General features: G+C 44.7%; 16 protein-coding genes and 1 riboswitch. Of the genes, 9 read left to right on the top strand and 7 right to left on the bottom strand.

The window, feature by feature from the left end:
• The first annotated feature begins 269 nt into the window (after positions 1 to 269).
• The gene (locus VK080_RS06390; RefSeq protein ID WP_324223938.1) at positions 270 to 1460 is read left to right on the top strand and encodes a glycine C-acetyltransferase; all 1191 of its coding nucleotides are present in this window, start codon (positions 270 to 272) and stop codon (positions 1458 to 1460) included.
• Positions 1461 to 1660: 200 nt separating this feature from the next.
• Positions 1661 to 2593 carry an L-threonine 3-dehydrogenase gene (locus tag VK080_RS06385; protein WP_324223937.1) on the top strand — a complete coding sequence of 311 codons (933 nt, stop codon included), beginning with the start codon at positions 1661 to 1663 and terminating at the stop codon, positions 2591 to 2593.
• Between the two features lie 307 nt (positions 2594 to 2900).
• Here the strand turns inward: VK080_RS06385 and VK080_RS06380 are convergent, their stop codons facing one another.
• Entirely contained in the window at positions 2901 to 4523 is a 1623-nt protein-coding gene (locus VK080_RS06380; protein ID WP_324223936.1) for an ABC-F family ATP-binding cassette domain-containing protein, read from the bottom strand.
• A gap of 196 nt (positions 4524 to 4719) precedes the next feature.
• Here VK080_RS06380 and VK080_RS06375 point away from each other — a divergent pair, with 196 nt between their 5' ends.
• Together VK080_RS06375 and VK080_RS06370 are read left to right on the top strand one after the other, a co-directional pair.
• On the top strand, positions 4720 to 5547 hold the full coding sequence (locus tag VK080_RS06375; RefSeq protein ID WP_324223935.1) for a hypothetical protein: 828 nt from the start codon (positions 4720 to 4722) through the stop codon (positions 5545 to 5547).
• 53 nt (positions 5548 to 5600) lie between these two features.
• The gene (locus tag VK080_RS06370) at positions 5601 to 6587 is read left to right on the top strand and encodes a WYL domain-containing protein (RefSeq protein ID WP_324223934.1); all 987 of its coding nucleotides are present in this window, start codon (positions 5601 to 5603) and stop codon (positions 6585 to 6587) included.
• 442 nt (positions 6588 to 7029) lie between these two features.
• Here the strand turns inward: VK080_RS06370 and VK080_RS06365 are convergent, their stop codons facing one another.
• From VK080_RS06365 to VK080_RS06355, 3 genes are all read right to left on the bottom strand, one after another.
• Positions 7030 to 7653: a YpmS family protein gene (locus VK080_RS06365; protein ID WP_324223933.1), complete on the bottom strand. Its 624-nt coding sequence runs from the start codon at positions 7651 to 7653 to the stop codon at positions 7030 to 7032.
• 12 nt (positions 7654 to 7665) lie between these two features.
• On the bottom strand, positions 7666 to 8580 hold the full coding sequence (locus VK080_RS06360; protein ID WP_324223932.1) for an SGNH/GDSL hydrolase family protein: 915 nt from the start codon (positions 8578 to 8580) through the stop codon (positions 7666 to 7668).
• 524 nt (positions 8581 to 9104) lie between these two features.
• Positions 9105 to 10871 carry a PLP-dependent aspartate aminotransferase family protein gene (locus VK080_RS06355; protein WP_324223931.1) on the bottom strand — a complete coding sequence of 589 codons (1767 nt, stop codon included), beginning with the start codon at positions 10869 to 10871 and terminating at the stop codon, positions 9105 to 9107.
• A 123-nt stretch (positions 10872 to 10994) separates the two neighbouring features.
• Positions 10995 to 11113, bottom strand: a riboswitch (SAM riboswitch).
• A gap of 425 nt (positions 11114 to 11538) precedes the next feature.
• Between VK080_RS06355 and megL the strand changes: the two genes are divergently transcribed.
• From megL to VK080_RS06340, 3 genes are all read left to right on the top strand, one after another.
• Complete coding sequence (gene megL, locus VK080_RS06350) at positions 11539 to 12723, top strand: methionine gamma-lyase (RefSeq protein ID WP_324223930.1); 1185 nt, start codon at positions 11539 to 11541, stop codon at positions 12721 to 12723.
• 300 nt (positions 12724 to 13023) lie between these two features.
• On the top strand, positions 13024 to 14466 hold the full coding sequence (gene cls / locus VK080_RS06345) for a cardiolipin synthase (protein WP_324223929.1): 1443 nt from the start codon (positions 13024 to 13026) through the stop codon (positions 14464 to 14466).
• Between the two features lie 111 nt (positions 14467 to 14577).
• Positions 14578 to 15090, top strand: coding sequence for an acyl-CoA thioesterase (locus VK080_RS06340; protein ID WP_324223928.1), 513 nt, complete (start codon positions 14578 to 14580; stop codon positions 15088 to 15090).
• A gap of 307 nt (positions 15091 to 15397) precedes the next feature.
• Here the strand turns inward: VK080_RS06340 and VK080_RS06335 are convergent, their stop codons facing one another.
• Complete coding sequence (locus VK080_RS06335; RefSeq protein WP_324223927.1) at positions 15398 to 15727, bottom strand: helix-turn-helix domain-containing protein; 330 nt, start codon at positions 15725 to 15727, stop codon at positions 15398 to 15400.
• 317 nt (positions 15728 to 16044) lie between these two features.
• On the opposite strand from VK080_RS06335, the gene VK080_RS06330 reads away from it, so the two are divergent.
• Complete coding sequence (locus tag VK080_RS06330) at positions 16045 to 17289, top strand: aminopeptidase (protein WP_324223926.1); 1245 nt, start codon at positions 16045 to 16047, stop codon at positions 17287 to 17289.
• A 225-nt stretch (positions 17290 to 17514) separates the two neighbouring features.
• Here VK080_RS06330 and recQ read toward each other — a convergent pair whose 3' ends face one another.
• Both recQ and brnQ read right to left on the bottom strand, forming a co-directional pair.
• Positions 17515 to 19662 carry a DNA helicase RecQ gene (recQ, locus tag VK080_RS06325; RefSeq protein WP_324223925.1) on the bottom strand — a complete coding sequence of 716 codons (2148 nt, stop codon included), beginning with the start codon at positions 19660 to 19662 and terminating at the stop codon, positions 17515 to 17517.
• Positions 19663 to 19726: 64 nt separating this feature from the next.
• Positions 19727 to 21016, bottom strand: a complete 1290-nt coding sequence (gene brnQ / locus VK080_RS06320) for a branched-chain amino acid transport system II carrier protein (protein WP_324223924.1) — start codon at positions 21014 to 21016, stop codon at positions 19727 to 19729.
• Between the two features lie 433 nt (positions 21017 to 21449).
• On the opposite strand from brnQ, the gene VK080_RS06315 reads away from it, so the two are divergent.
• Entirely contained in the window at positions 21450 to 23312 is a 1863-nt protein-coding gene (locus VK080_RS06315) for a sodium:proton antiporter (protein WP_324223923.1), read from the top strand.
• The last annotated feature ends 38 nt before the right edge of the window (positions 23313 to 23350 follow it).

Here is a 23350-nt window from a genome sequence, read left to right as displayed (position 1 = left end):
AACTGAGAATCAATACGAAAAACAGGGACATCAAAACTTGCTTCATGACTCTTTTTCCTCTCTATTATCTTCTATATCAATTATAATAAAAAATAAGCGAAGATACCATGGATATTTCTAAAAATTAATAGGTAAATCTTACTATGAAAAAGCAAAGGATTAATTTCAAATACCAAATAATATCATCATGTGTTAAACTTTATAATGGAATATGTTAGTTTTTTAAATGGGTAACAATTAAAACGCTTACATATAAAGGAGGACACGAAATGTCAAGTAAGGTGCTGCAATCTTTTCTGGAGGAGAACATTGCTGATTTAAAAGAGCGTGGTCTGTATAATGAAATCGATCCGGTCCAGGGTGCAAACGGTCCAGTCATTCATATTGACGGTAAAAAGATGATTAATCTTTCGTCCAATAATTATCTGGGACTTGCAACGGACTCCCGTCTGAAGGATGTTGCCAAGGATGCGGTTGATTCGCACGGTGTTGGTGCCGGGGCGGTCCGTACGATTAACGGCACACTCGATCTGCATCTTGAGCTGGAGAAAAGATTAGCTGAATTTAAAGGAACGGAAGCAGTCATTTCCTACCAGTCCGGTTTCAACTGCAATATGGCAGCTATTTCAGCTGTGATGGATAAGCATGATGCGATTCTTTCTGATGAATTGAACCACGCATCAATCATTGATGGCTGCAGGCTGTCGCGGGCCAAGATTATCCGTTTCAACCACTCTGATATGGACGATTTGCGTGCGAAAGCCAAGGAAGCGGTGGAGTCAGGGCAATACAATAAAGTCATGGTCATTACTGATGGCGTTTTTTCCATGGACGGGGATATTGCCAAACTGCCGGAAATTGTGGACATTGCCGAGGAGTTTGACCTCATCACTTATGTGGATGATGCGCATGGGTCAGGTGTCTTGGGCAAAGGCGCTGGCACCGTCAAACATTTTGGCCTGGAAAAAAAGATCGATTTTCAGATGGGGACATTATCCAAAGCCATCGGTGTCATCGGTGGCTATGTTGCCGGCAAAGCCGAACTAATTGACTGGCTGAAAGTCCGCTCCCGGCCATTCTTGTTCTCGACAGCTGTTTCGCCGGCAGACGCAGCAGCAAGTACAAAGGCAGTAGAGCTTCTGATGGAATCGACGGATTTAAATGAAAAGCTGTGGGCAAACAGTCATTATCTGAAAGACGGTCTGAAGAAGCTCGGTTTCGACATCGGCAGCAGTGAAACACCGATTACACCATGTATCATAGGCGATGAAAAAGACACCCAGACATTCAGCAAGCGGTTATATGAAGAAGGCGTTTACGCGAAATCGATCGTCTTCCCAACTGTACCACGGGGAACAGGGCGTGTGCGGAATATGCCGACAGCAGCCCATACGAAGGACATGCTGGATGATGCCCTCAAGGCCTATGAAAAAATCGGAAAAGAGCTGAAGATTATTTAATGCTGGAAATCGGCTGGTTCGCCGATTTCCCCAAATCTGACTTCCTGCTTCTGAATTGTGAAAATAAGAAGGTACGCTTGAATTTTTTACCGTTTTTTCATGACAGAACGGGATAAATTGTAAAAGAAACGTAAGCCAGCCATTTTCACTACTCCACGAAACAACACCATTAATTGAAGGATTAGCTGGGGGAAACGAACATGAAAAAAATTCTGGTGACAGGAGCTATGGGCCAAATCGGTTCAGAGCTTGTCAGTACATTACGAGAACAATACGGAACTTCCAATGTCATCGGGTCTGATCTCTGGCAAAAGGATACGGAAGAAGGCCCGTTTGAGATTGTTGACGTGACTGATGAAAAAGCCATTTATGAGGCCGCCAAAAAACATAACGTTGATACGATCATGCATTTGGCGGCATTATTATCAGCTAAAGCGGAAGCTGCACCAAGATTGGCATGGGATTTAAATATGGGTGGTCTGATGAATGCGCTGGAAGTGGCCCGGGAACTTGATTTGCAATTTTTCACACCGAGTTCGATTGGCGCATTCGGGCCGACAACGCCAAAACGGAGTACACCACAGGATACGGTTATGCGGCCGACGACGATGTATGGTGTCAATAAAGTGGCCGGTGAATTGCTTTGTGATTATTATTATTACCGCTATGGCGTGGATACGCGCGGTGTCCGCTATCCCGGCCTGATTTCCTATGTGACACCACCAGGCGGGGGGACAACCGATTATGCGGTGGAAATTTATTATGAAGCGGTGAAGAACAAGCAATACACGTCATATATTGCTGCGGGCACCTATATGGATATGATGTATATGCCAGATGCACTGAATGCGATCATTAAGCTGATGGAGGCAAATCCTGAAAGATTAGTCCATCGCAATGCTTATAATATTTCAGCCATATCTGCAGCGCCGGAAGATTTTGCCAATGAGATAAGGAAACACATTCCGGAATTTGAGCTGACTTATGATGTTGATCCCGTCCGTCAGCAGATTGCTGAAAGCTGGCCGGATCATATTGATTCATCTGCAGCAGAGGAAGAATGGGGCTTTGTATCGGAATATGATATTGATCGCATGACAGCGGATATACTGGCGAAACTTCGGATGGAATAGGATGAAAAAACGTTCCCTTACTTAGGTTGGGGAACGTTTTTTTGTAGCGTGCGAGTGAAGTGTCAACTCGGGCGAAAGGGTCTGGGACTCGTGCGGAGGCAGCTCAAACTCGAGTGAGGAAGTCTGAAACTCGAGCGGGAACAGCTCCAACTCGTGCGGGCGCAATCCCAACTCGAGCGAGAACAATCCCCAAACGTGCGATAAGCAGCTCAAATTGTGCGCAGTCATGTCAAATCGATCGAACCACATCCAAAACGATCAAACACCACAATAAATCGATCGGGTTGTATACACCCGATCGATACTATCAGCTCGCATACATGGCTTCAACTTTTGCCTGCAATTCTTTGTCCGCAATGTAATCATCATAGGTCATGTCTTTATCAACAATACCTTGTGGCGTGATTTCAATCAGTCGGTTAGCAATCGTCTGGATAAACTCGTGATCGTGTGATGTGAACAAAATCGAGCCTTTAAATTTCTTCAATCCATTGTTCAGCGATGTGATCGACTCCAAATCCAAGTGGTTTGTCGGCTCATCCATAATTAGCACATTGGCGCCTGAGAGCATCATTTTCGACAGCATACAGCGGACCCGTTCACCACCGGACAGCACATTTGCTTTCTTCAATGCCTGATCACCTGAGAAGAGCATGCGCCCCAGAAATCCACGCAAAAATGTTTCTGTTTCGTCTTCCGGGGAATATTGCCGGAGCCAGTCGACGAGCGGCAAATCGATCCCGTCAAAATAGGCTGCATTATCCCGTGGAAAATAAGATTGAGATGTTGTCACACCCCATTTATATGACCCTTCATCTGGTTCCATGTTGCCCATCAAAATCTCGAACAGCGTTGTTTTGGCTACATCGTCTTTACCGACAAACGCTATTTTATCATCCTTATTCACGGTAAAACTGACATTATCCAGCACTTTTCGGCCATTAATCGTTTTCGTCAAGCCTTCCACAAAGAGAAGGTCATTGCCGATTTCTCGGTCCGGGGTAAAGTTAATATACGGATATCGGCGTGAAGACGGTTTAATATCATCCAGGGTAATGCTGTCGAGCAGCTTTTTCCGTGATGTGGCCTGCCGTGATTTCGATGCATTGGCACTGAAGCGTTCAATGAATGCCTTGAGTTCCTTAATTTTTTCTTCCTTTTTCTTGTTCTCTTCCTGCGCCATTTTTTTCGCCAGCTGACTGGATTCATACCAGAAATCATAATTACCGACGTAAATTTCAATTTTTCCGTAGTCAACATCTGCAATGTGTGTGCATACCTTATTTAGAAAGTGGCGGTCATGAGAAACAACGATCACTGTGTTTTCAAAGTCGATCAGAAATTCTTCCAGCCACTGAATGGCGTGAATGTCCAAACCGTTTGTTGGTTCGTCCAGAAGCAAAACATCCGGATTTCCAAAGAGTGCTTGTGCAAGTAATACCTTGACTTTCTGGTCTTCGGGCAATTCCGCCATTTTTGCTGAATGAATGGATTCATGAATACCGAGTCCTTTTAACAGAACGGCTGCATCGGACTCCGCTTCCCAGCCGTTCATTTCAGCAAATTCAGCCTCGAGTTCTGCTGCACGCATACCATCTTCCTCGGAAAAATCAGGCTTCATATAAATGGCATCTTTTTCCTGTTTGACGTCATATAAACGTTTATGTCCTACCAAAACCGTTTCCAGCACATTGTATTCTTCAAAAGCAAAGTGATCCTGTTCCAAGACAGCTATCCGTTCATTGGGGGATGTGGAAACATTGCCTGTCTGCGGTTCTACGTCACCTGACAGGATTTTCAGAAAAGTTGATTTACCGGCGCCATTCGCACCAATGACGCCATAGCAGTTTCCCGGAGTGAACTTCAGATTGACATCCTCGAACAATTTTTTATCGCCATATCGCAAACCTACATTATTAACAGTTATCATGCCTAAACATCCTCCAATAAATAGAATCACCGTTAGCTTAAGGGATTTGAGCCGATTCGTCAATGTAAATGGATTCTGCAGTTTCATACATTCATAAAACTTAAAAAAAGACTGTATTTTCAAAGTGATTTATGCAACAATACAATATAGGAACGAACATTAAACGGAAATTGGCACCATGACGGAGGGGAAGGGTATGGAAGGGAAGACCGTTTATCCCGTCTTAATGGGCAGTAAGTCCCCCGCTTCAAGGTTACATGAGAAATTAAAAAAGCATATTGGGAGGGCAGCTGCCCGTAAAGGTCCGATTCGTTCGGGGCTGCATGATGCAGGTAACAAAGGCGTTGCAACACGACGTTGCGAATTTAGCCTTTGTTCCTTTTCATCAGTACATGGGAAAAGCACCCCACTGAATGAGGTTTCACTTTATTTTCTCTTTACTGATACAGGAACATATTTGAACCGTCTGATCAACTTTGTGACAAAGCAGTCTTTAAACCATGTTTCCATTGCATTTGATCCCGCCTTGACGGAAGTATACAGTTTTGGCCGGAAACGACCACGCAATCCATTTATCGGCGGTTTTGTCAAAGAAGATGTCCGGAGTGATTTTCTTAAGGGTTCAAACTGCGCGATTTACACATACAAGCTGACGGAAACAGAATGCAGGAGGGTAAGGGAACGGATTGCGGAAATTGAACTGCGCAAACAGAATTATAAGTATAACTTTCTCGGGTTATTCGGTCTTCTTCTGCATGTTGAATTGAATCGGGATGATGCGTTGTTCTGCTCACAGTTTGTGGCGACGGTTCTAAGTGATGTCGAGACAGTGAGCTTTCATAAGCCTGCTTGTTTCGTAACACCTGCTGATATCCGTAATCATAAAGGGATGGAACTCATCTACCGTGGAAGACTGGAAAACTATCAGCCGGAAGCAGCAGGACGACAAATTATGTCGAATGAGGCAAGGCGATCAGTTATATCTATCCTTACTGAAAAAGTGAAAAGGCTTGTCATCAGATGAATGGCCCTTTACAGTAAATGTAAAGGGTCTTATAAAGTAAGGGGGATTTTTTGATGGAACGGGGGAGTAATTACCGCCTGCTGCAGCTGCAGGAGATTTTGTTTAATGAGACGGACGAATATCATGATCTCGGGATAGATCAGCTGATTGAAAAATTGCGTGCCGAGACTGGTGATGCAACATTTGATAAACGGACAATCAAGCGGGATCTTCAAACATTGGATGACATGGACTTTGAAATTGTCCGTAATCAGGGACCTTATGGCAAGGTGCTTTACAGTCACCAGACTCGGTTGTTTGAAACGTACCAGCTAAGGCTGATTATCGATGCGATTTTGTCAGCACGTTTTATCACAACGAATGAAAAGGAAAAATTGATTAAAAAAGTGAAGAACCTTACGAGCAAGCATATTGCCAAGACACTGCCGGAGCCAATTGTGTTCAGTCAGTCGGCCAACATTGATTACGAACTGGTTAAACTGAATATCGACAGTGTACATCGTGCGATTTCAGAGGGGAAAGTCCTGACATACCAGTACGGCAAATTCAATGTGAATAAGGAATTTGTCTATCATCGGGAGGGCAGCCGTTACCATGTGGAACCGTATGCACTAATCTGGCAAAACGATTTCTATTATTTGATCGGGATTTTTCAGGATACGAATGAACTCCGGCACTACCGGCTTGACCGCATCCGTAACATCAGTGTCAGCGACGAATCGTTCAAAAAGCGGGACTTTAATTTGCAGGAATATGTCGATCAAAGTTTTCATATGTTTGCCGGTGAAGAAATGTGGATCAAAATCCGCTTCCACAACAGCCTTGTCAACGTGGTGCTCGACCGGTTCGGCCAGGATGCGGATATCAGGGTGCTGGATGATGAGCATTTTGTACTGTCAACGAAAGCAAAGCTGTCGGACGGGCTGATCAATTGGATCCTGACGTGGGGGAATCGTGCAAAGGTCCTGTCACCGGAACATTTAGTAGAGCGGATTAAAGAGCAGATCAGGCAAATGAACGACGTGTACGCGCACGATTAATTTAGGCACGGGTATCTAAATGTCTGGTGTTATGTGTAGAAGTTGTTCTTTTGGGAAAAAAGGCGGATTAACGATGCAGTGGGACTAGGCGAACTTCTGCGAAAAAACAGCTCAATGGATACTCTGGAGCGAGGAAGGTATGCCGATGCCTGCGCGCCCGGGTAGCTTGGGAACATGTTCAGCGTGACGCGCTCATGTCTGCCAATTGTCGCCTGAGTACTTAGCATACCGATCCTTTATGAACACGCACTTTAAGCATAATCGTTTACAATCTCTATATTATTTTGGTGTAAGAATACCTTGAAAATCGAGGTATGTTTGTAATAGGTGACAAAACCCGTTTTCCGGATGCCCGATTCTTTTTTAACAATGTCAGAAAGCATATGGCCTTATAGACATACTAAGGCTTCACCATAATCATCTGGTGAAAGCCATGTTTTTTCTAATCACTCAATTCGATTCCCAGCGTTTTGTAGGGCACTTCGATATTAAATGCCAGATTGTTGGCTTCCAAGTCAAAGTTTTTGACACTGACGTTTAAGTTACTTTTAATCTCCATATCGGTGACCGCTACATAGATCTCTTCGTTTGCCGGATTAATCGTCACCCACTTAGGCATTGGCAGATACGCTTCCAGGTATTCCATAATCTTTTTATTGGGCAGTGCCAGCTGTCCAATTGCAATCGACTTTTGCTTCAGGATGACATCACCATTTTCCTGAACAAACGGCTCCAGATGAACAGATACCGGAACAGTTGAAGAAAAAACAGGAAGTTCCCCGACCAGTTCGACATCATTATCCAGTGAAACACTGTATTGATGGCTGCTTCCAACTAGCAGTTTATCAATATAGGCATTTACCAAATCATTTACATTTTGCTTCGTGGTACGCACCGTAAACGCCGAACTGCGCTGTGTAGTCTCTTCCGATGGTGTTGGTGTTTCCGTGTGGGATACGGGCCAGAAAATCAATGCTATGATGCATAGGACTGTCAGTACATTAACACCAAGGAGCCAGAAAAACAGCCATTTCCACCTATTTTTTTTCCTTTCATGTTTCGGCATAGCATCCGCCTCCTATTGGTCTGTCAAATAGTCCAATATCCTTCTTGCAAAAAGCTGATATCCTTGATGGCTGGGATGGAAATGATCGTCTGCGAACAAATGCTTTTCTCCGCTTGCGAATAAGTCCGCAACTGGTATGAATGTTGCATTATCATATTGTTCCACGACATCCCGGCTAGTTTCATTCCAATCATCTACAATCATACTCAATTCTCTTATGTCCGGGAAATAATTCAAAAAAGGATTGTATATGCCAATCAAATAGATCTTAGCATCCTCATTCAAATCATTGATTTTATCGAAAATCTGCTGTAAGTGCTCTTCGTAAGTTTCTCTCGCCTGTGTGAAATCGTTCATATTTAAGTTGGTGAAATTCTCTTTAACGACTTGCATAATATCATTGGCACCAATGGTAATCAGGACGATGTCGGCACTTTCGACGGATTGTTCGACCTCGGGGGTATCGAGCCATTTCAGAAGCTGGTCGGAGCGGTGGCCGCGTTTGCCGTAATTATCAAAGGCAACTAGTTGATGGTTTTCATTGATTGTGTTATCCAGAATGCTGACATAACCGCCTTCCACAACGTTATCCCCAACACCCTGAGTCAGTGAGTCGCCAAGTGCTGTCACGTTTGCTTCCCGATTGGCGAAAAAGTCAATGGTGCGCTGGACGGCTTCACTGAAAATTTCCCGCAGTTGTGTGATTGGCTCTCCGTTTGTTTCTTGAGGTTTAGCGTATTCTTCCTCAGGAGTTTCTTCCTGTTCATTGGCAGTGTACCCGGGTTGTTTTTCCTGTTGTTGCTGTTCAATGTTATCAGTTGTTGTTTCCTTTTTGGCACTTTCCGGTTGGCTGAGTTGCACAGTGAGAAAGACCGTTATACCTATAAGCAGTATACCCAAAATAATGAGCATGTATCTTCTCTTCATGATTTTCCACCTATTGTCGTTTTCTTGTGGTGCTGACTGGGTTCATCATATATATGTGACGGTTTATTTTGCAAGTATAAGCATTCGTGTCCATTTAATCCCGTCTTAACAGGTAGTAAGACATATAATGGTGAATCTTGGAATCCATATGGGAAGTGTAAATCCCCCCGATTCTGTTCGGGCCTGCACGATTCAGGTCACAAAGGCGTTGCAACACGACGCCCGAGTTCTTAGCCTTTGTTCCTCTTCTTCAACAGGGAGAAAACCGCTCCACTGAATGTCGTTTCACTTTTCCCCGCATGTAACGGTCAGTACCCCGCCAAAAAACGGCGGTTAACTGACCGTAAATGCCCGATTCGGTTCAACTAACATTCAACAGGGATAAAACGCCCTGTTGAATGTAGTTCACTTTATTATATCATGTTTATGCTTGACTAATCCCCAACGAGGTTCGTATTTAAACGTAAAAATTCGCCTTCTGGTGAAGACGAATTTTACGGGTGCTATTGATTGAGAAATGAGCATTAAATCTCGGCTGGTGCAGCTGGCTTACGGGTGCCATTTTCCCGGATGTGAATCGCTTCCTCGTATGCATTTTTGCCTGAAATGACGGTTATACCGGCATCTTGAGCGCTTTTCAGGGTTTGATTTGCTGCAGCAGGATTTTCCGCCCATATGATGTTGCCGCCTTTCTCATGCAACTGTACGGCTATTTCCGGAGTTAGTGGCTGATCATGTGTCAAAACGGCATCAATGGTGAATGGAACATGGTTTAATTGATCAAACGTTAGGTTATTTAAAACCGCCTTTTCAGTTGAATTGATTGGGACAATTTGAAATCCAAGCTGCTGCAGCTGTTTAGCACTTCGATAAATGGAACTGTCCGCTGAATCCAGTCCAAAAACAGCGATTGCTTTTTGGCGTATGTTCCCATTCGTACGGTCAAATGGCGAAGCAAGCAGCCAATTGATGACATCTTCCTCAGTCGGCTCAATGGTTGGTGCTTCACCGGTTGCTTTGGCAATTGCCTGATCTAAATCAGCCAATGTGTCTTTGGTTGACTCCAGACCGACAGAAAGCCGGACCAATTCCTCCGTTACACCACTTTTTTCCAGACCTTCTGCATCAAGCTGCTGGTGGGTGGTGGACGCAGGGTGGATTATCAATGATTTAGCGTCCCCGACGTTGGCAACGTGTGACCAAAGGGTAATATTGTCGATTAATTTTCTCCCGGCATCGCGACCGCCTTTGATGCCAAATGTAATAATCGACCCGTAGCCATTCTGCAAGTATTTACCGGCCAAGTCATGTGAAGGATGCTCTTTTAGTCCTGGATAATTGACCCATTCAACTGACGGATGATTTTTTAGATATGCCGCTACTTCTTCGGCATTTTGGTTGTGACGCTCAACCCTTAAGTGCAGTGTTTCCAGACCTTGCAGCAGCAGGAATGCATTTTGCGGACTCAGGGCGGCCCCGATATCGCGCAAAAGCTGTACGCGCAGTTTTGTGGCAAATGCATCCGGACCGACATCGATATAGCGCAAACCGTTATAACTTTCATCCGGTTCAGTAAATCCCGGGAATTTGCCATTACCCCAGTTGAATCGACCGCCATCAACGACAACACCGGCAATCGTTGTACCATGACCACCAATCCATTTAGTGGCCGAATGAACAACAATGTCCGCACCCCATGCAAGCGGTTTGGTAACGTATGGTGTAGCAAATGTGTTGTCAATAATAAGCGGGATATCATGGTCGTGGGCGATCCCGGCAATAGCTTCCAGATCCAATACGTTCAGACTTGGGTTTGTGATGATCTCGCCAAAAATCGCTTTTGTCTTATCTGTAATAGCGTTTTCGATGCTTTTATGATCTGTCCCATCAACAAGCTTGACATCTATCCCATATCGGGGGAGCGTGTTGGCAAACAGGTTGTATGTGCCGCCGTACAGATTGCTATCAGCGATAATCTCGTCACCGCTTTCAGCAAGGTTTAAAATGGTTAACGTGATCGCGGACATGCCGGATGACGTGGCAACAGCTGCAACCCCATCTTCAAGCAGGGCTATCCGAGTTTCAAAGGCATCGATGGTCGGGTTCATGATACGGCTGTAGATATTGCCCGGTTCCGCCAATCCGAAAAGATTCTGTGCGTGCTCGGTGTCCCTGAACACATAGGAAGTCGTCTGATAGATCGGCACCGCGCGGGAACCGGTTGTCGGATCCGGCTCCTGGCCTCCGTGCAAGAGTTGTGTTTCCTGGCTTGGCAGATGAAAATTGGTCATGAAAAATTCCTCCTTAAAAGTTAGTGATGTTCTGCTCTTACAAAGCGGATGGAGCGGATGGATAAAGGGGAAAAACAAAACCCCCTTCATAAGAGAAGAGGGTTGTTTATGTAACCGGTCCTCCTCTTATCTTCCAGATTCCGCTTGATCTGTAGGATTTAGCACCTTTCAAGGCAAATCGACTTGCCTTAATGGTTGCCGGGCTTCACAGGGCCTAGTCCCTCCACCACTCTTGATAAGAGATGCAAATGTTATTAATTTAATGAACATTATATACATACTTCAGTGATTTCGTCAAGCTGATTTTTTTATTTTTCCCTGCAGGTGTGATGGTTCAGGATGGACGGAAGCCATAGGGATCATAATATCCTGGAATATCGCGCAATATCCTCGATTTCGCGCAATAACCCCACAATTTCGCGCAGCAACCCCGCCAATTCGCGCAACAATCCCGCCAAATCGCGCGGCAAGCCCGTAATTTCGCGCAATAACCCCATCAAATCGCGCAATCCGCTATTTAACCGTAAAAATTTGCGTTATGTAAATAATCACGTTAATAATCTGCAACGCAAGTTAGTTAGCACCATCAATTTCGGGAAAACGCTTTCAAAAATAACACAAATGCCATAAAATAATAGTATAAGTGTTTACCAGAGGGGGATTATACATGACAAAAGATCACAAACGGTTTGAGACATCGGCTGTCCATGGTGGCTACGATCCTGCTGACATGCTGGGAAGTCTCGCTGCGCCGCTGTTTCAGACATCGACTTTTACATTCGAAACCGCAGAGCAGGGTGAGCGTCGTTTTGCCGGTGAGGAAGATGGCTACATGTATTCACGGCTTGGCAATCCTACTGTCAGCGTGCTGGAGGAAAAAATGGCCGCCTTGGAAAAAGGGGAACGGGGACTTGCATTTGCGTCCGGGATGGCAGCAGTTTCAGCGATCCTCGTTGCCTTGACAAAAGCAAATGACCATATACTATGCTCCTCGGGTTTATATGGCTGTACATTTGGTTTGTTGCGTATGATGAAAGAAAAATACAATATCGATCATGACTTTTCAGTGATGGAAACAAAAGATGAGGTGCGTGCGTTAATCAGACCGGAAACAGCTTGCATTTACGTGGAAACGCCGATTAACCCGACAATGAAACTGATCGATCTGCAAATGGTGGCGGAAGTGGCCCACGAACATGACATTCCGGTTGTGGTCGATAACACGTTTGCTTCACCGTACCTGCAGCGCCCGCTTGAGCTTGGCTGTGATGTAGTCATTCACAGTGCAACCAAATATATCGGTGGGCATGGAGATGTCATTGCTGGTGTAGCTGTCGGGAAAAAAGACTTTTTGGATGGGGTGCAGATGACGACGCTGAAAGATATGGGCGGCATTATATCACCGCTTGATGCATGGCTCTTGATCAGGGGACTGAAAACATTGCCGATCAGAGTTGACCGGCACTGTGACAATGCTGAAAAAATTTTTACAAAGCTAAACAGCCATCCAAACGTCAGCCGTGTTCATTACCCGGATGATGCAAACCATCCTGACCATCATATCCGTGAAAAGCAAATGAAGCGCGGTGGCGGTCTTATTTCCTTCGAGATAAAGGGGACAAAAAAAGACGCCCAAAAAATGCTGAACAATCTCGGTTTCATTAAAATGGCCGTCAGCCTGGGCGATGCTGAAACATTGATTCAGCATCCGGCCACGATGACACATGCGGTCGTTCCGGAAGCATCCCGGCTGGAAATGGGGATAACAGACCAGCTCATCCGGTTATCGGTCGGACTTGAAGAATGGGATGATATCTGGTCAGATCTGGAGCAAGCGCTTGATCGAATTTAATCCTGGGTGCTGATTCGACGGCTAAGGGTCCAAAACCGTCTCGTCGTTATTCGATTTAATCGCGGGGTCAGCCTTCTTGAGTGGTTATTTTCCAAATATATTGGATAGACACGCCTGTACAGACAGTTTTCCGGTATGGGTGTGTCTTTTTTTCAGCATACTAAGCGGACTGTAACGAGAATATTCTTTTCCAGCAAAATATGCCGCATCCTCTACGTGATTTAATGGCAGACTAACGCAAGATGGGAAATTATGCTATCATTAATACTATGGTATGTTTGGTAAGGAGAGGGCTTATCTGTGAGTTTGTTTACGATATTTTTAGGATTCATTATTGTTTTTAATATTGCGCTGGCTTTTACCATCATTTTCCTGGAACGTAAAGATGCTTCTGCCACTTGGGCATGGCTGATGGTATTGCTGTTCATACCAATCCTGGGGTTCGTCCTGTATCTGATTTTCGGCCGGCGGATCAGCGGACAGCGTATATTCACCTGGGATACGAAAGCAAAGTTAGGTGTTAAATTTGCTGTTCAGGAACAACTGCGTGCCCTGGAAAATGATAACTTCCATTATAAAAATGAAAGTTTGGCTGAATATAAAGATTTGTATTATTTACATCTGCGCAATGATGATGCCATTTTGACACAGGATAACAGCGTGAAGATTTTCACAGATGGCAAAGAGAAGTTTGATGCACTCATTCAGGATATGGAGCAGGCAAAAGATCATATCCATTTATTATATTATATCCTTCGCCATGACAAGCTCGGTCAACGGACTGCGGATGTATTGACAAGAAAAGCCAGGCAAGGTGTAGAGGTACGAGTGCTGTATGACGACATGGGGTCAAGGAGAATCAGTAGAAAGTTTATTCATCGCCTGCGAAAAGCGGGTGTTGAAATTGAATCCTTTTTTCCACCAAAGATTCCGAAAGTCAATTTCAAAATCAATTACCGCAACCATCGGAAGTTAGCCATCATTGACGGCAAAGTCGGATATATCGGCGGGTTTAATATCGGTGATGAATATCTTGGTCACAGTAAAAAATTTGGCTATTGGCGGGATACCCATTTACGGATTGCCGGGGAAGCAGTCGCAAACATGCAGACACGGTTTATTCTGGACTGGAACCAGGCATCACGAAACGATATTGTGTATGATGAACGTTATTACGCTGCCGAACCACGCGGCGATGTCGGCGTGCAAATTGTCTCGAGCGGCCCGGATTCCGATTGGGAACAGATCAAGAACGGCTATATCAAGATGATTATGTCGGCAAAGGAATATGTTTACATCCAGACACCATATTTCATCCCGGATGATAGTTTGCAGGACATCTTGAGGATTGCAACGCTATCAGGTGTGGACGTTAAAATCATGATTCCTAATAAGCCGGATCATCCATTCGTCTACTGGGCAACATTATCCTATATTGGTGATCTTCTGAATGCGGGGGCGGAAGTTTATATTTATCAGAAAGGTTTTTTACATGCGAAAACCATTATCGTCGATGGAAAAATTGCCTCGGTCGGTACCGCCAACATTGACGTGCGCAGTTTCCGCCTGAATTTTGAAGTCAATGCTTTCCTTTATGACAAGGGGCTGTCGGAAAGGCTGCTGGATGCGTTTAAAGAAGATGTTGCCCAATCAACCCAGATGACACAAAAATTATACAAGGAACGGTCGCTTGGTATACGCTTTAAAGAGTCCATTTCGAGACTGATTTCACCGATTCTGTAAGTGCTTGTTAAGAAAGCAGGATAAACCAGACTTTTTGAAATTCCTCCATGATGGGTAAAATTAATGATAATGGGGAAAATGCTAGCAAAACGATGAAACGGAGGAACTGATATGGATAAGAAACCTTGCAGAGATTCGTTTGCCGTTAAGACCTCTCATGTCCTGCCGCCGGATACCAATAATCACGGGACGCTATTCGGGGGAAAGCTAATGGCCCATATTGATGATATTGCTGCAATCGCGGCCGTAAGACATGCGAGAAAACCAGTCGTAACAGCTTCAACAGATTCAGTTGATTTTCTGGCACCAGTCAGAGAAGGTGATTCCGTCTGTGTTGAGGCATTTGTTACCTGGACACATCACACCTCTATGGAAGTATTTGTGAAGGTGGTAACCGAGGATTTGTTAACCGGTCACCGAAAAGTGTGCACGACAGCGTTTTTAACTTTTGTGGCGGTTGATGCTGACGGGAAGCCGATTGCTGTTCCCCAAGTTTATCCTGTTTCGGCTCAGGAGAAGCAACTCAACGAGTCAGCGCCTGAACGTGCGGCTCAGCGTAAAAAGCGGCGGGAACATTCCAAAGAAGTGGCCGCAACGTTCGGCACCGATTATCCGTGGAATTGAACGGAGTAAGGTAGATGCTGTCCGGCTTTAACCTACAGACATCCAGTGGAATCAATAGCTGCCTGCCAGGTGAGACCGGCCGAAATGGTGATTTGAACTATGTGCAAGGTCCCTATATAGTGGAAATATTAATAGAAAAGCGCTGGAATCGACAGAGAACGAGAATATCAATAGGAGAGCACACGAATCGACAGAAGCATGAGAATATCAACGGAACAAGCGAAAGCCATCAGCTTAGTCATGAACCATCATCCCACCGGCAAATGACAGAGGTCAAAAAAAAGAGCCCTTCATACAGGCTCTTTATTCACGTGTTGGTTTTTTCAGCTTGTTCAGATGACACCCAGTCATTAGCCCAATTTTGAATTTCCTGAATGACCGGCTCAAGCGCTTTTCCTTTGTCAGATAGAGAGTATTCAATGCGTACTGGAAATTCAGAGTATATATTGCGTACAACGATACCTTCCTTTTCCAGCATTTTAAGTCGATCAGAGAGCAATCGTCCACTTATAGGCAAATCTTTTTCCATTTCGGAAAAACGTTTGGTACCATCCAGAAGCTCAAACAGTATCAAACCTACCCAGCGTTTACTGATAATTTCCATTGCACCTTCAAAACGTGGACATAAATCAGTCATCAAAATCACCTCTCTCTGATTAATGATAATATAATTACTAAAAGTAACCTAATACGATTATAACACAATAATTTCGTAGGGTAAATTCAATCTTGTAAATTATTTTGTTCCCCTATATAACGGACTACTTCTTTAAGTTTACAGTGAATCTTACGAAGCTATAAACGGCTGCAACTGCTCCTGAATGCCCGATTCTGCTCAACTAACATTCAGTGGGGGAAAGCGCCCACTGAATGAAGTTTCGCTTTATCATTTGGTGATTTTTTGCATTTGTGAAATAATGGCAGTGGAAAAACAACTATTTTGGAGGTAACTGTATGGCAGATCAACAAACGAAGGAAAAATATGCTGAGCTTGCATTAAGGACTGGAGTTAATTTACAAAAAAATCAGGCGCTGATGGTCAATGCACCCATTGAAGGAGCGGATTTTACCAGAATCGTTGCGCGGAAGGCGTATGAAATGGGAGCAAAAGACGTACATATTAACTGGTCGGACGATGAATTAACCCTGTTGAAATATGAAAATGCACCAGATGAAGTCATCGGCAATGTTCCGGAATGGAAGGTCAACCTGCATGATACGTTTGCTGAGGACGGGGCAGCTGTGCTGTCAATCCGGTCAACCAACCCGGATCTGTTGAAAGATATTGATTCATCCCGGGTGGCTTTGGCGAATAAGGCGTCAGCACAAGCCATGAAAAATTTTCGCCATTATACGATGAATGACCGGATTACCTGGTCAATCATTTCTATCCCGACTGGTGATTGGGCACAGAAAGTTTTTCCTGATAAATCGCGTGAGGATGCTGTCGAAAGTTTATGGGATGCCATTGTCAAAATTGTCCGTGTTGATCATGACAATCCCATTGCAGCGTGGGATGTCCATAATAAAACATTAAAAACCGCTCGCGAAATTTTGAATCGTAAAAAGTATACCAAGCTTGTATTCAAAGCACCGGGTACTAATCTTGAAATCGGACTTCCGGAAGGTCATATCTGGAAAGGCGGTTCGGCCGTTTCAGAAGAGGGAACGACATTCAATCCGAATATGCCGACAGAAGAGGTATTCTCGCTGCCGCATAAGTATCGTGTCAATGGAACAGTATCGAGTACAAAGCCACTCAACTATGGTGGCAGTCTGATTGACAATTTCAGCCTGACGTTCAAAGACGGGAAAGTGGTCGATTTTAAAGCTGAACAAGGCGAAGAGACGCTGAAACACCTGCTGGAAACGGATGAAGGTGCAAGTCGTTTGGGTGAAGTGGCACTCGTACCACATGAATCCCCCGTATCCCAATCAGGATTGATTTTTTACAATACGCTTTTTGATGAAAACGCATCGTGCCATATTGCGTTGGGAAAAGCCTACCCAACCAATCTTGAAGGCGGCACGGAAATGGACGATGAAGCGCTTGATAAACATGGTGTCAATGATAGCTTAACCCATGTTGATTTCATGATCGGTTCGGAAAAACTGGATATTGACGGCGTTCTGGAAGATGGCTCGACTGAAGCCGTATTCCGTAATGGTACATGGGCTCTGAATGTGCAAGGGGACTAACCGATTTGTGATAAGTGGGATAGTGAGATGAATCGTGCGAGAACGAGGCCGAAACGTGCGACAGCCTCATCAAAACGTGCGAGAATGAGGCTGAAACGGTGACAGCAACATCAATTCACGGGAGCGTCACGTTATCATAATCATCGAATCGCAGCAAAAAAGGTGTCATCTATTTTAAAAGATAGCATGACACCTTTTACGTTTCAAAATCAATTATTGGGATAGCTACATCAAACCATTCTTCACTAGTACGGCTTTAATCTTTGTATAACTATACGCTTCTGGCAGAGATTCTTTCAAAGGTTTAAGTTTCGGTTCTTCCAATTCGTTCCGTGCAGCTAAGACGGCTGCTTCTTCATCCTGATTAAAAAATATGTCCCATGCAATCGGATGCCCATCTTTAAAAGCCTTAAAAATATGGCCCTCAATGGTTTGCGATGCCAGATCACGCATGACGGCAATATCTTTGATTGATTTGCCTGACTGAAACATCGTGTAACTTATCAGGTGGCTTGGGCGGTCGTCGGCCTGTTTTGCTTTTTTGGGAATTATCCCGCTGCCAGCTATTTTCACTGGCTGAGAAACATCGGGATTGTGATCGCGCCACTCCTGAACGGCTTTGAGAAATGCTTCCCCGTATTGGTCATATTTCTTTTCTCCGATACCTTTAATCGCCAGCATATCTTCCTTTGTTTCCGGTATGTAACGACTGAGTTCTTTTAATGTAGCATCGGAGAACAAGATATAGGGGGGGACGCCCTGTTCATCCGCCATTTTTTTCCGCAGTTCGCGCAATGAAGCAAATAAATCTTCATGGTAATCAGCTTGCTCGCCTTCTGGGATGGGGGCTGTGTACATATAAACAGTCCGCCTCCCTTTCAGCACGTCGACTGAATTTTGGTTCAGCTGTAATGTCGGAAATTTGCCGTCCTGCGTTGTCAATAATTGTTCGGCGACTAAAAATTGAATCCGCTCCATAAGTTCTTTTTCCGTATAGGCAGACAGAATCCCATAGGTTGAAAGCCTATCCAGACGGAATTGACGCAGCCGGCTGTCCTTGGATCCTTTCAGCACTTTAGCGGTCATGCTGACGCCGAAACGCTCGTCCATCCGTTTGACACATGACAAAATCATTTGTGCTTCTTCCGTGATATCCACCCGGTTCTGACGGTGGAGACAGTTACTGCAGCGCCCGCACGTGCCCCCAGCCGCTGACGCGTCATTAAAGTAATCAAGAATATAGGAGGTCAGGCAGCCATGTGTGTGGCAATAGTTGATCATCGTCTGCAGTTTGCGGTATTCGTTCTGTTTGGCCTCATCATCCATCAGCGATTGTTCAATCAAAAATTTCTGCAGCTGTACGTCCTTTGGTGAAAATAACAGAATGCAGTCACTATGTTCTCCGTCTCGTCCCGCTCTTCCGGCTTCCTGATAGTATGCCTCGATTGTCATCGGCATGGCATAATGGATAATAAATCTGACGTTGCTTTTATCGATGCCCATGCCAAACGCATTCGTTGCAATCATGACGGTTTTTTCATCGTGAATAAAGGCAGCCTGGGCCTGTTTCCGTTCGTTTTCCGTCAATCCGGCATGGTATTTGGTTGCCGGGAACCCCCGCCGGGTTAACTGTTCATGCAGTGTGTCTGCCTGCTTGCGCGTTGCCGTATAAATAATGCCGGATTCATCCTGGTGTTCCTTCATAAACGTGCGGATGTAAGTCGGTTTATCTTTTCCTTTGACCACATGAAAGGACAGGTTTTCCCGTTCAAAACCGGTCTTCACAATGGAATTATTATCAATATGTAATAACGTTTGGATGTCCGCTATGACTTCCGTTGTAGCAGTCGCCGTTAAAGCGACGGTGACGGGAATGTTCGGGAGCTGCTTCAAGTTGGGGATGATAGAGCGATAACTTGGCCGAAAATCATGTCCCCATTGGGAGATGCAGTGGGCTTCATCGAACGCTACAAGGGCGATTTCGATCTGTTTCATCGCTGTAATAAATCGTCCGGATTCAAATCGTTCCGGTGCGACATAAACGAATTTATAGGACCCGGTTTCGATATCGTGAAGACGTGACTGCTGTTCGGCGGTTGACAGTGAGCTGTTTATGTAGGTTGCCGGAATCCCTAAAGCCTGAAGTGCATCGACCTGGTCTTTCATGAGTGAAATGAGCGGTGATATGATAATTGCGGTGCCGTCAAGCGTTAACCCGGGAATCTGATAGCATAGTGACTTGCCCCCGCCCGTTGGCATTACTGCCAGTGTGTTATGTCCGCTTGTAATATTGTCAATCGTCTGCTTCTGTCCGGCGCGGAATGTATGATAGCCAAAATAGGTTTGCAGGATGTGTTCAGCTTTTTCTGTCATGGTTACGATTCTCCTTTGCCCTTTTCCATCTTAACATATTTTGGGGGGCCTGTCCCTCATCACATTAACGTGATGAGGGACAGGCCCCCCTAGTAAGATAGCCAATCATTCCGCCAATAATTGCCGGGACGATCCAGCCTAGACCAAGCGAGAAAAATGGCAGGTTTTGCATGGCTGATGTGACAACCGGCATTTCGAATCCAAATGCAGTAATGCCATCATACAAGGCCACAACAACCGTTAGAAGGATGCCTCCCCGGTAAACAGCCTGGGAACCGTCAAACCATTTGTTTAGAAAGGTCAGGATAATCAATACAATGGCAATTGGGTAAATAAACGTCAGAACCGGTACTGAAACGCTTACAATCGTGTTCAGCCCCTGATTGGCAATCAAATAACTGACAAGTGTAACGATCGTAATGATCCATTTATACGAGATGCCATTCAGTTTGTGGAAAAACTGTCCGCAAGCTACGACCAGTCCGACCGACGTTGTAAAACAAGCCAACGTTACAATAATTCCCAGCAGTAGCGCACCAAAACTTCCAAACATCTGATCTGCTGCACCCGATAAAATAGCGCCACCGTTGGAGAAACTGCCCGCAGATGCCATTTTTGAGCCAATCCATCCCATCGACGTATAGACAGCTGTCAGGCCGATTCCTGCAACCAATCCGGCTTTAAGGGTTGATTGAATCAAACCTTTCTGCGTTGAAATGCCCCGATCTTTAAATGCATTCACAACGATAATCCCAAAGGCCAGAGCAGCAATCGCATCCATCGTCAGATACCCTTCCACAAAGCCGGTAAATAAAGGTGTTTCCGCATATTTGTCAGCCGGGTTGACCGACACACTATCCAGCATCAGGAATCCGCCAATACAAAGTACAATGATGGCAAGCAGTAAAATAGGTGTTAAATATTGCCCAACCCGGTCAACCATTTTGGAAGGGTTGACACTGACGATATAAACAAACAGAAAAAAGACCGTCGTAAATATGAATAACAAAATAGACGTTGCATTGGTGAACGGTTCGATGCTCATCTCAAACGCCACGGTGGCCGCACGTGGAATGCCGAAAAATGGACCAATAGCCAGATAAACCAATGACGTAAAAACAAGCCCAAACAACGGATGCACACGATCAGCCAATTCTCTTGCGTCGTTTTTGACATAGGAAACAGACGCAACAGCCAATATGGGCAGCCCGACACCAGTTATCACAAACCCTGCGATTGCTGCCCAATAGGACGATCCGGATTCGATACCCAAAGTCGGAGGATAGATCAAATTCCCTGCACCAAAAAATAATGCGAATAACATGAAGCCGATAATAATAGTATCTTTTTTCATTTGATGATGTTCCTTTCAGTGTTCTAAAAAAGACAATGAAAACAAAATAATCAGAAAATTATATTTAAAAATATTGAAAAATGTCGTAAAACAAACATAGCTTATCAAGGAAGATGAGGACTTGTCAATGTGTTTTTTAAAGGTATTTATGACTTTTTTGTGATGATTTTTAAAGCAAATGATTAATTTTTTCAAGTTAAATTGTTTACATATACGTGTTACCCATTTAAAATGTCTTTATCCAACTAACAATCAGTGATAATAGGACGACGCTCCACTGAATGGCGTTTTTTACCTTGTCTTGTGTATAACGCGGTGTTCTGTTCGCGGCAGGCTAAGTTTTTACATGTAACCGCCAGTGCCTGTATGCATGCTGAAATGCTTGATTAATTTGACTCTCTATGGAAAACATACTTTTAAAGGGGGGACAATTATGGTTCCATCTCTTTTATTTGAAGTCATGCTGGTCGGACTTTTGGGAATAGGTTCACAATGGGTTGCCTGGCGCTACCGGATGCCGGCAATTGTTGTCATGTCCATTATCGGTTTGCTCGCCGGACCAATCTTGGGGCTTATAAATCCTGAGGACGACTTTGGTGAATTATATAACCCAATTATATCAGTCGCAGTTGCCATCATCCTGTTTGAAGGCAGCTTAAACTTGAGTTTCAAGGAAATCCGTGGTCTTGGCCGCCCGGTTTTCCGGATTTCAACGATCGGCGCATTTATAGCATGGATCCTTGGATCGCTGACTGCTCACTATATTGCCGGTTTGAACTGGGCTGCTGCCTTTGTCATTGGCGGGCTGTTTATTGTGACAGGCCCGACTGTAATCATGCCGCTTTTGCGTCAGTCTAAACTGCAGCCGCGCCCTGCCAAAATCCTTAAATGGGAAGGCATTATTGTTGACCCGATCGGCGCACTGCTTGCTGTTTTTGCTTTTGAGATCATCACGTTCCTGACGGCAGATAACCCGGACGGTTCAAAGTTGCTCATATTCTTTGCAGCGTCCATTTTTGCAGTTATATTGGGCTGGGCTTGCGGCCGGGGGATGGGCTGGATGTTTGAGACGGGTCATATACCGGAGTTCCTGAAATCGCCCGCCGTATTTATTGTAGTTATTGCCTGTTTTACGTTTGCAGACGAAATCGTGCACGAGACAGGACTGCTGGCTGTCACCGCGATGGGAATGACCCTTGCCAATATGGGCATTAGTTCCGTTGCAGACATGCGCCATTTTAAGGAAAACGTATCGATTCTACTGATTTCAGCAATATTTATCATGCTGACGGCATCATTGGAACTGGATACACTGTTGAAAGTGTTTGATCCGAATATTTTGCTCTATGTACTGTTAATGATGTTCATCGTCCGTCCGTTGTCCATTTTCTTGTCAACACTCGGAACGGATCTTGCACTGAACGAAAAAGTTCTACTGAGCTGGATTGCACCAAGAGGTATTGTCGCGTTGACAGTGTCAGGGTATTTTGCCTCGATACTGAGTGAATCCGGCTATGCGGATGCAACGCTCATAACGACCATCACCTTCGCACTCGTGTTTACGACTGTAGTTGCCAATGGATTTTCACTTGGCTGGCTTGCCAAAAAGCTGCACCTTTCCAAAGAAGGCAGACCAGGCACATTGATTGTAGGTAGTAATAATTTCACAGTTAATCTCGCCAAGTCACTGCAAAAAGCGAAGGCACCGGTTATTATTGTCGATTCCTCGTGGGAAAGGTTACGGACGGCTCGTGAAGCAGGTGTTCCATTCTATCACGGGGAGATGCTGTCGGAGCAGACAGAATATCAACTGGACACAATCCCTTATGAGTACATGATTGCCGCAACCGAGTATAACTCATATAATGCTCTGGTCTGCACGACCTTTATGCCGGAGTATGGCCGCACAAATGTGTTTAAGGTAAGTCCGTATCGTCATGACCTTAATGGCATGGGTGATATGGTCAATAAAGTCGGCGGCAGGATTTTATTCAGGCAGGACTTGTCCCTTGATGATCTGAACCGGAAGACTAAAGAGCACTATATATTCCGGCAGACGACGATTACCAACCAATATACGTATAAACAGTACCTGAATGAGAAAGATGATGATACCGTATTGCTTTATATTATAAAGCCATCAGGCAGGATGAAGTATTACTCGGAGGAAATGCGCGTGACACCTGAGCCTGGTGACAAGGTGGTAAGTCTTACGCCACCGGTTAAAGAAAAAGAAAAGATACGCAAGCGTCTGGAGAATCAGCGGAGCAATAACGGTAATGGAAAAAGCAGTTAATGCAAGTGAAGACTGTCCGGGATGGCAGTCTTCTTTTT

This window comes from Lentibacillus sp. (genome assembly GCF_035301925.1).
GTDB lineage: Bacteria > Bacillota > Bacilli > Bacillales > Amphibacillaceae > Lentibacillus.
This window is presented reverse-complemented; position numbering and strand designations above follow the sequence as displayed.

Excerpts from the sequence above, each read along its gene's own strand:
- VK080_RS06365 (WP_324223933.1), bottom strand. The coding sequence starts at position 7,653 with ATGCCGAAACATGAAAGGAAAAAAAATAGGTGGAAATGGCTGTTTTTC.
- VK080_RS06380 (WP_324223936.1), bottom strand. The coding sequence starts at position 4,523 with ATGATAACTGTTAATAATGTAGGTTTGCGATATGGCGATAAAAAATTG.
- VK080_RS06330 (WP_324223926.1), top strand. The coding sequence starts at position 16,045 with ATGGCAGATCAACAAACGAAGGAAAAATATGCTGAGCTTGCATTAAGG.
- recQ (WP_324223925.1), bottom strand. The coding sequence starts at position 19,662 with ATGACAGAAAAAGCTGAACACATCCTGCAAACCTATTTTGGCTATCAT.
- brnQ (WP_324223924.1), bottom strand. The coding sequence starts at position 21,016 with ATGAAAAAAGATACTATTATTATCGGCTTCATGTTATTCGCATTATTT.
- VK080_RS06355 (WP_324223931.1), bottom strand. The coding sequence starts at position 10,871 with ATGACCAATTTTCATCTGCCAAGCCAGGAAACACAACTCTTGCACGGA.
- VK080_RS06390 (WP_324223938.1), top strand. The coding sequence starts at position 270 with ATGTCAAGTAAGGTGCTGCAATCTTTTCTGGAGGAGAACATTGCTGAT.
- VK080_RS06340 (WP_324223928.1), top strand. The coding sequence starts at position 14,578 with ATGGATAAGAAACCTTGCAGAGATTCGTTTGCCGTTAAGACCTCTCAT.
- VK080_RS06385 (WP_324223937.1), top strand. The coding sequence starts at position 1,661 with ATGAAAAAAATTCTGGTGACAGGAGCTATGGGCCAAATCGGTTCAGAG.
- VK080_RS06370 (WP_324223934.1), top strand. The coding sequence starts at position 5,601 with ATGGAACGGGGGAGTAATTACCGCCTGCTGCAGCTGCAGGAGATTTTG.
- VK080_RS06375 (WP_324223935.1), top strand. The coding sequence starts at position 4,720 with ATGGAAGGGAAGACCGTTTATCCCGTCTTAATGGGCAGTAAGTCCCCC.
- VK080_RS06315 (WP_324223923.1), top strand. The coding sequence starts at position 21,450 with ATGGTTCCATCTCTTTTATTTGAAGTCATGCTGGTCGGACTTTTGGGA.
- VK080_RS06335 (WP_324223927.1), bottom strand. The coding sequence starts at position 15,727 with ATGACTGATTTATGTCCACGTTTTGAAGGTGCAATGGAAATTATCAGT.
- VK080_RS06360 (WP_324223932.1), bottom strand. The coding sequence starts at position 8,580 with ATGAAGAGAAGATACATGCTCATTATTTTGGGTATACTGCTTATAGGT.
- megL (WP_324223930.1), top strand. The coding sequence starts at position 11,539 with ATGACAAAAGATCACAAACGGTTTGAGACATCGGCTGTCCATGGTGGC.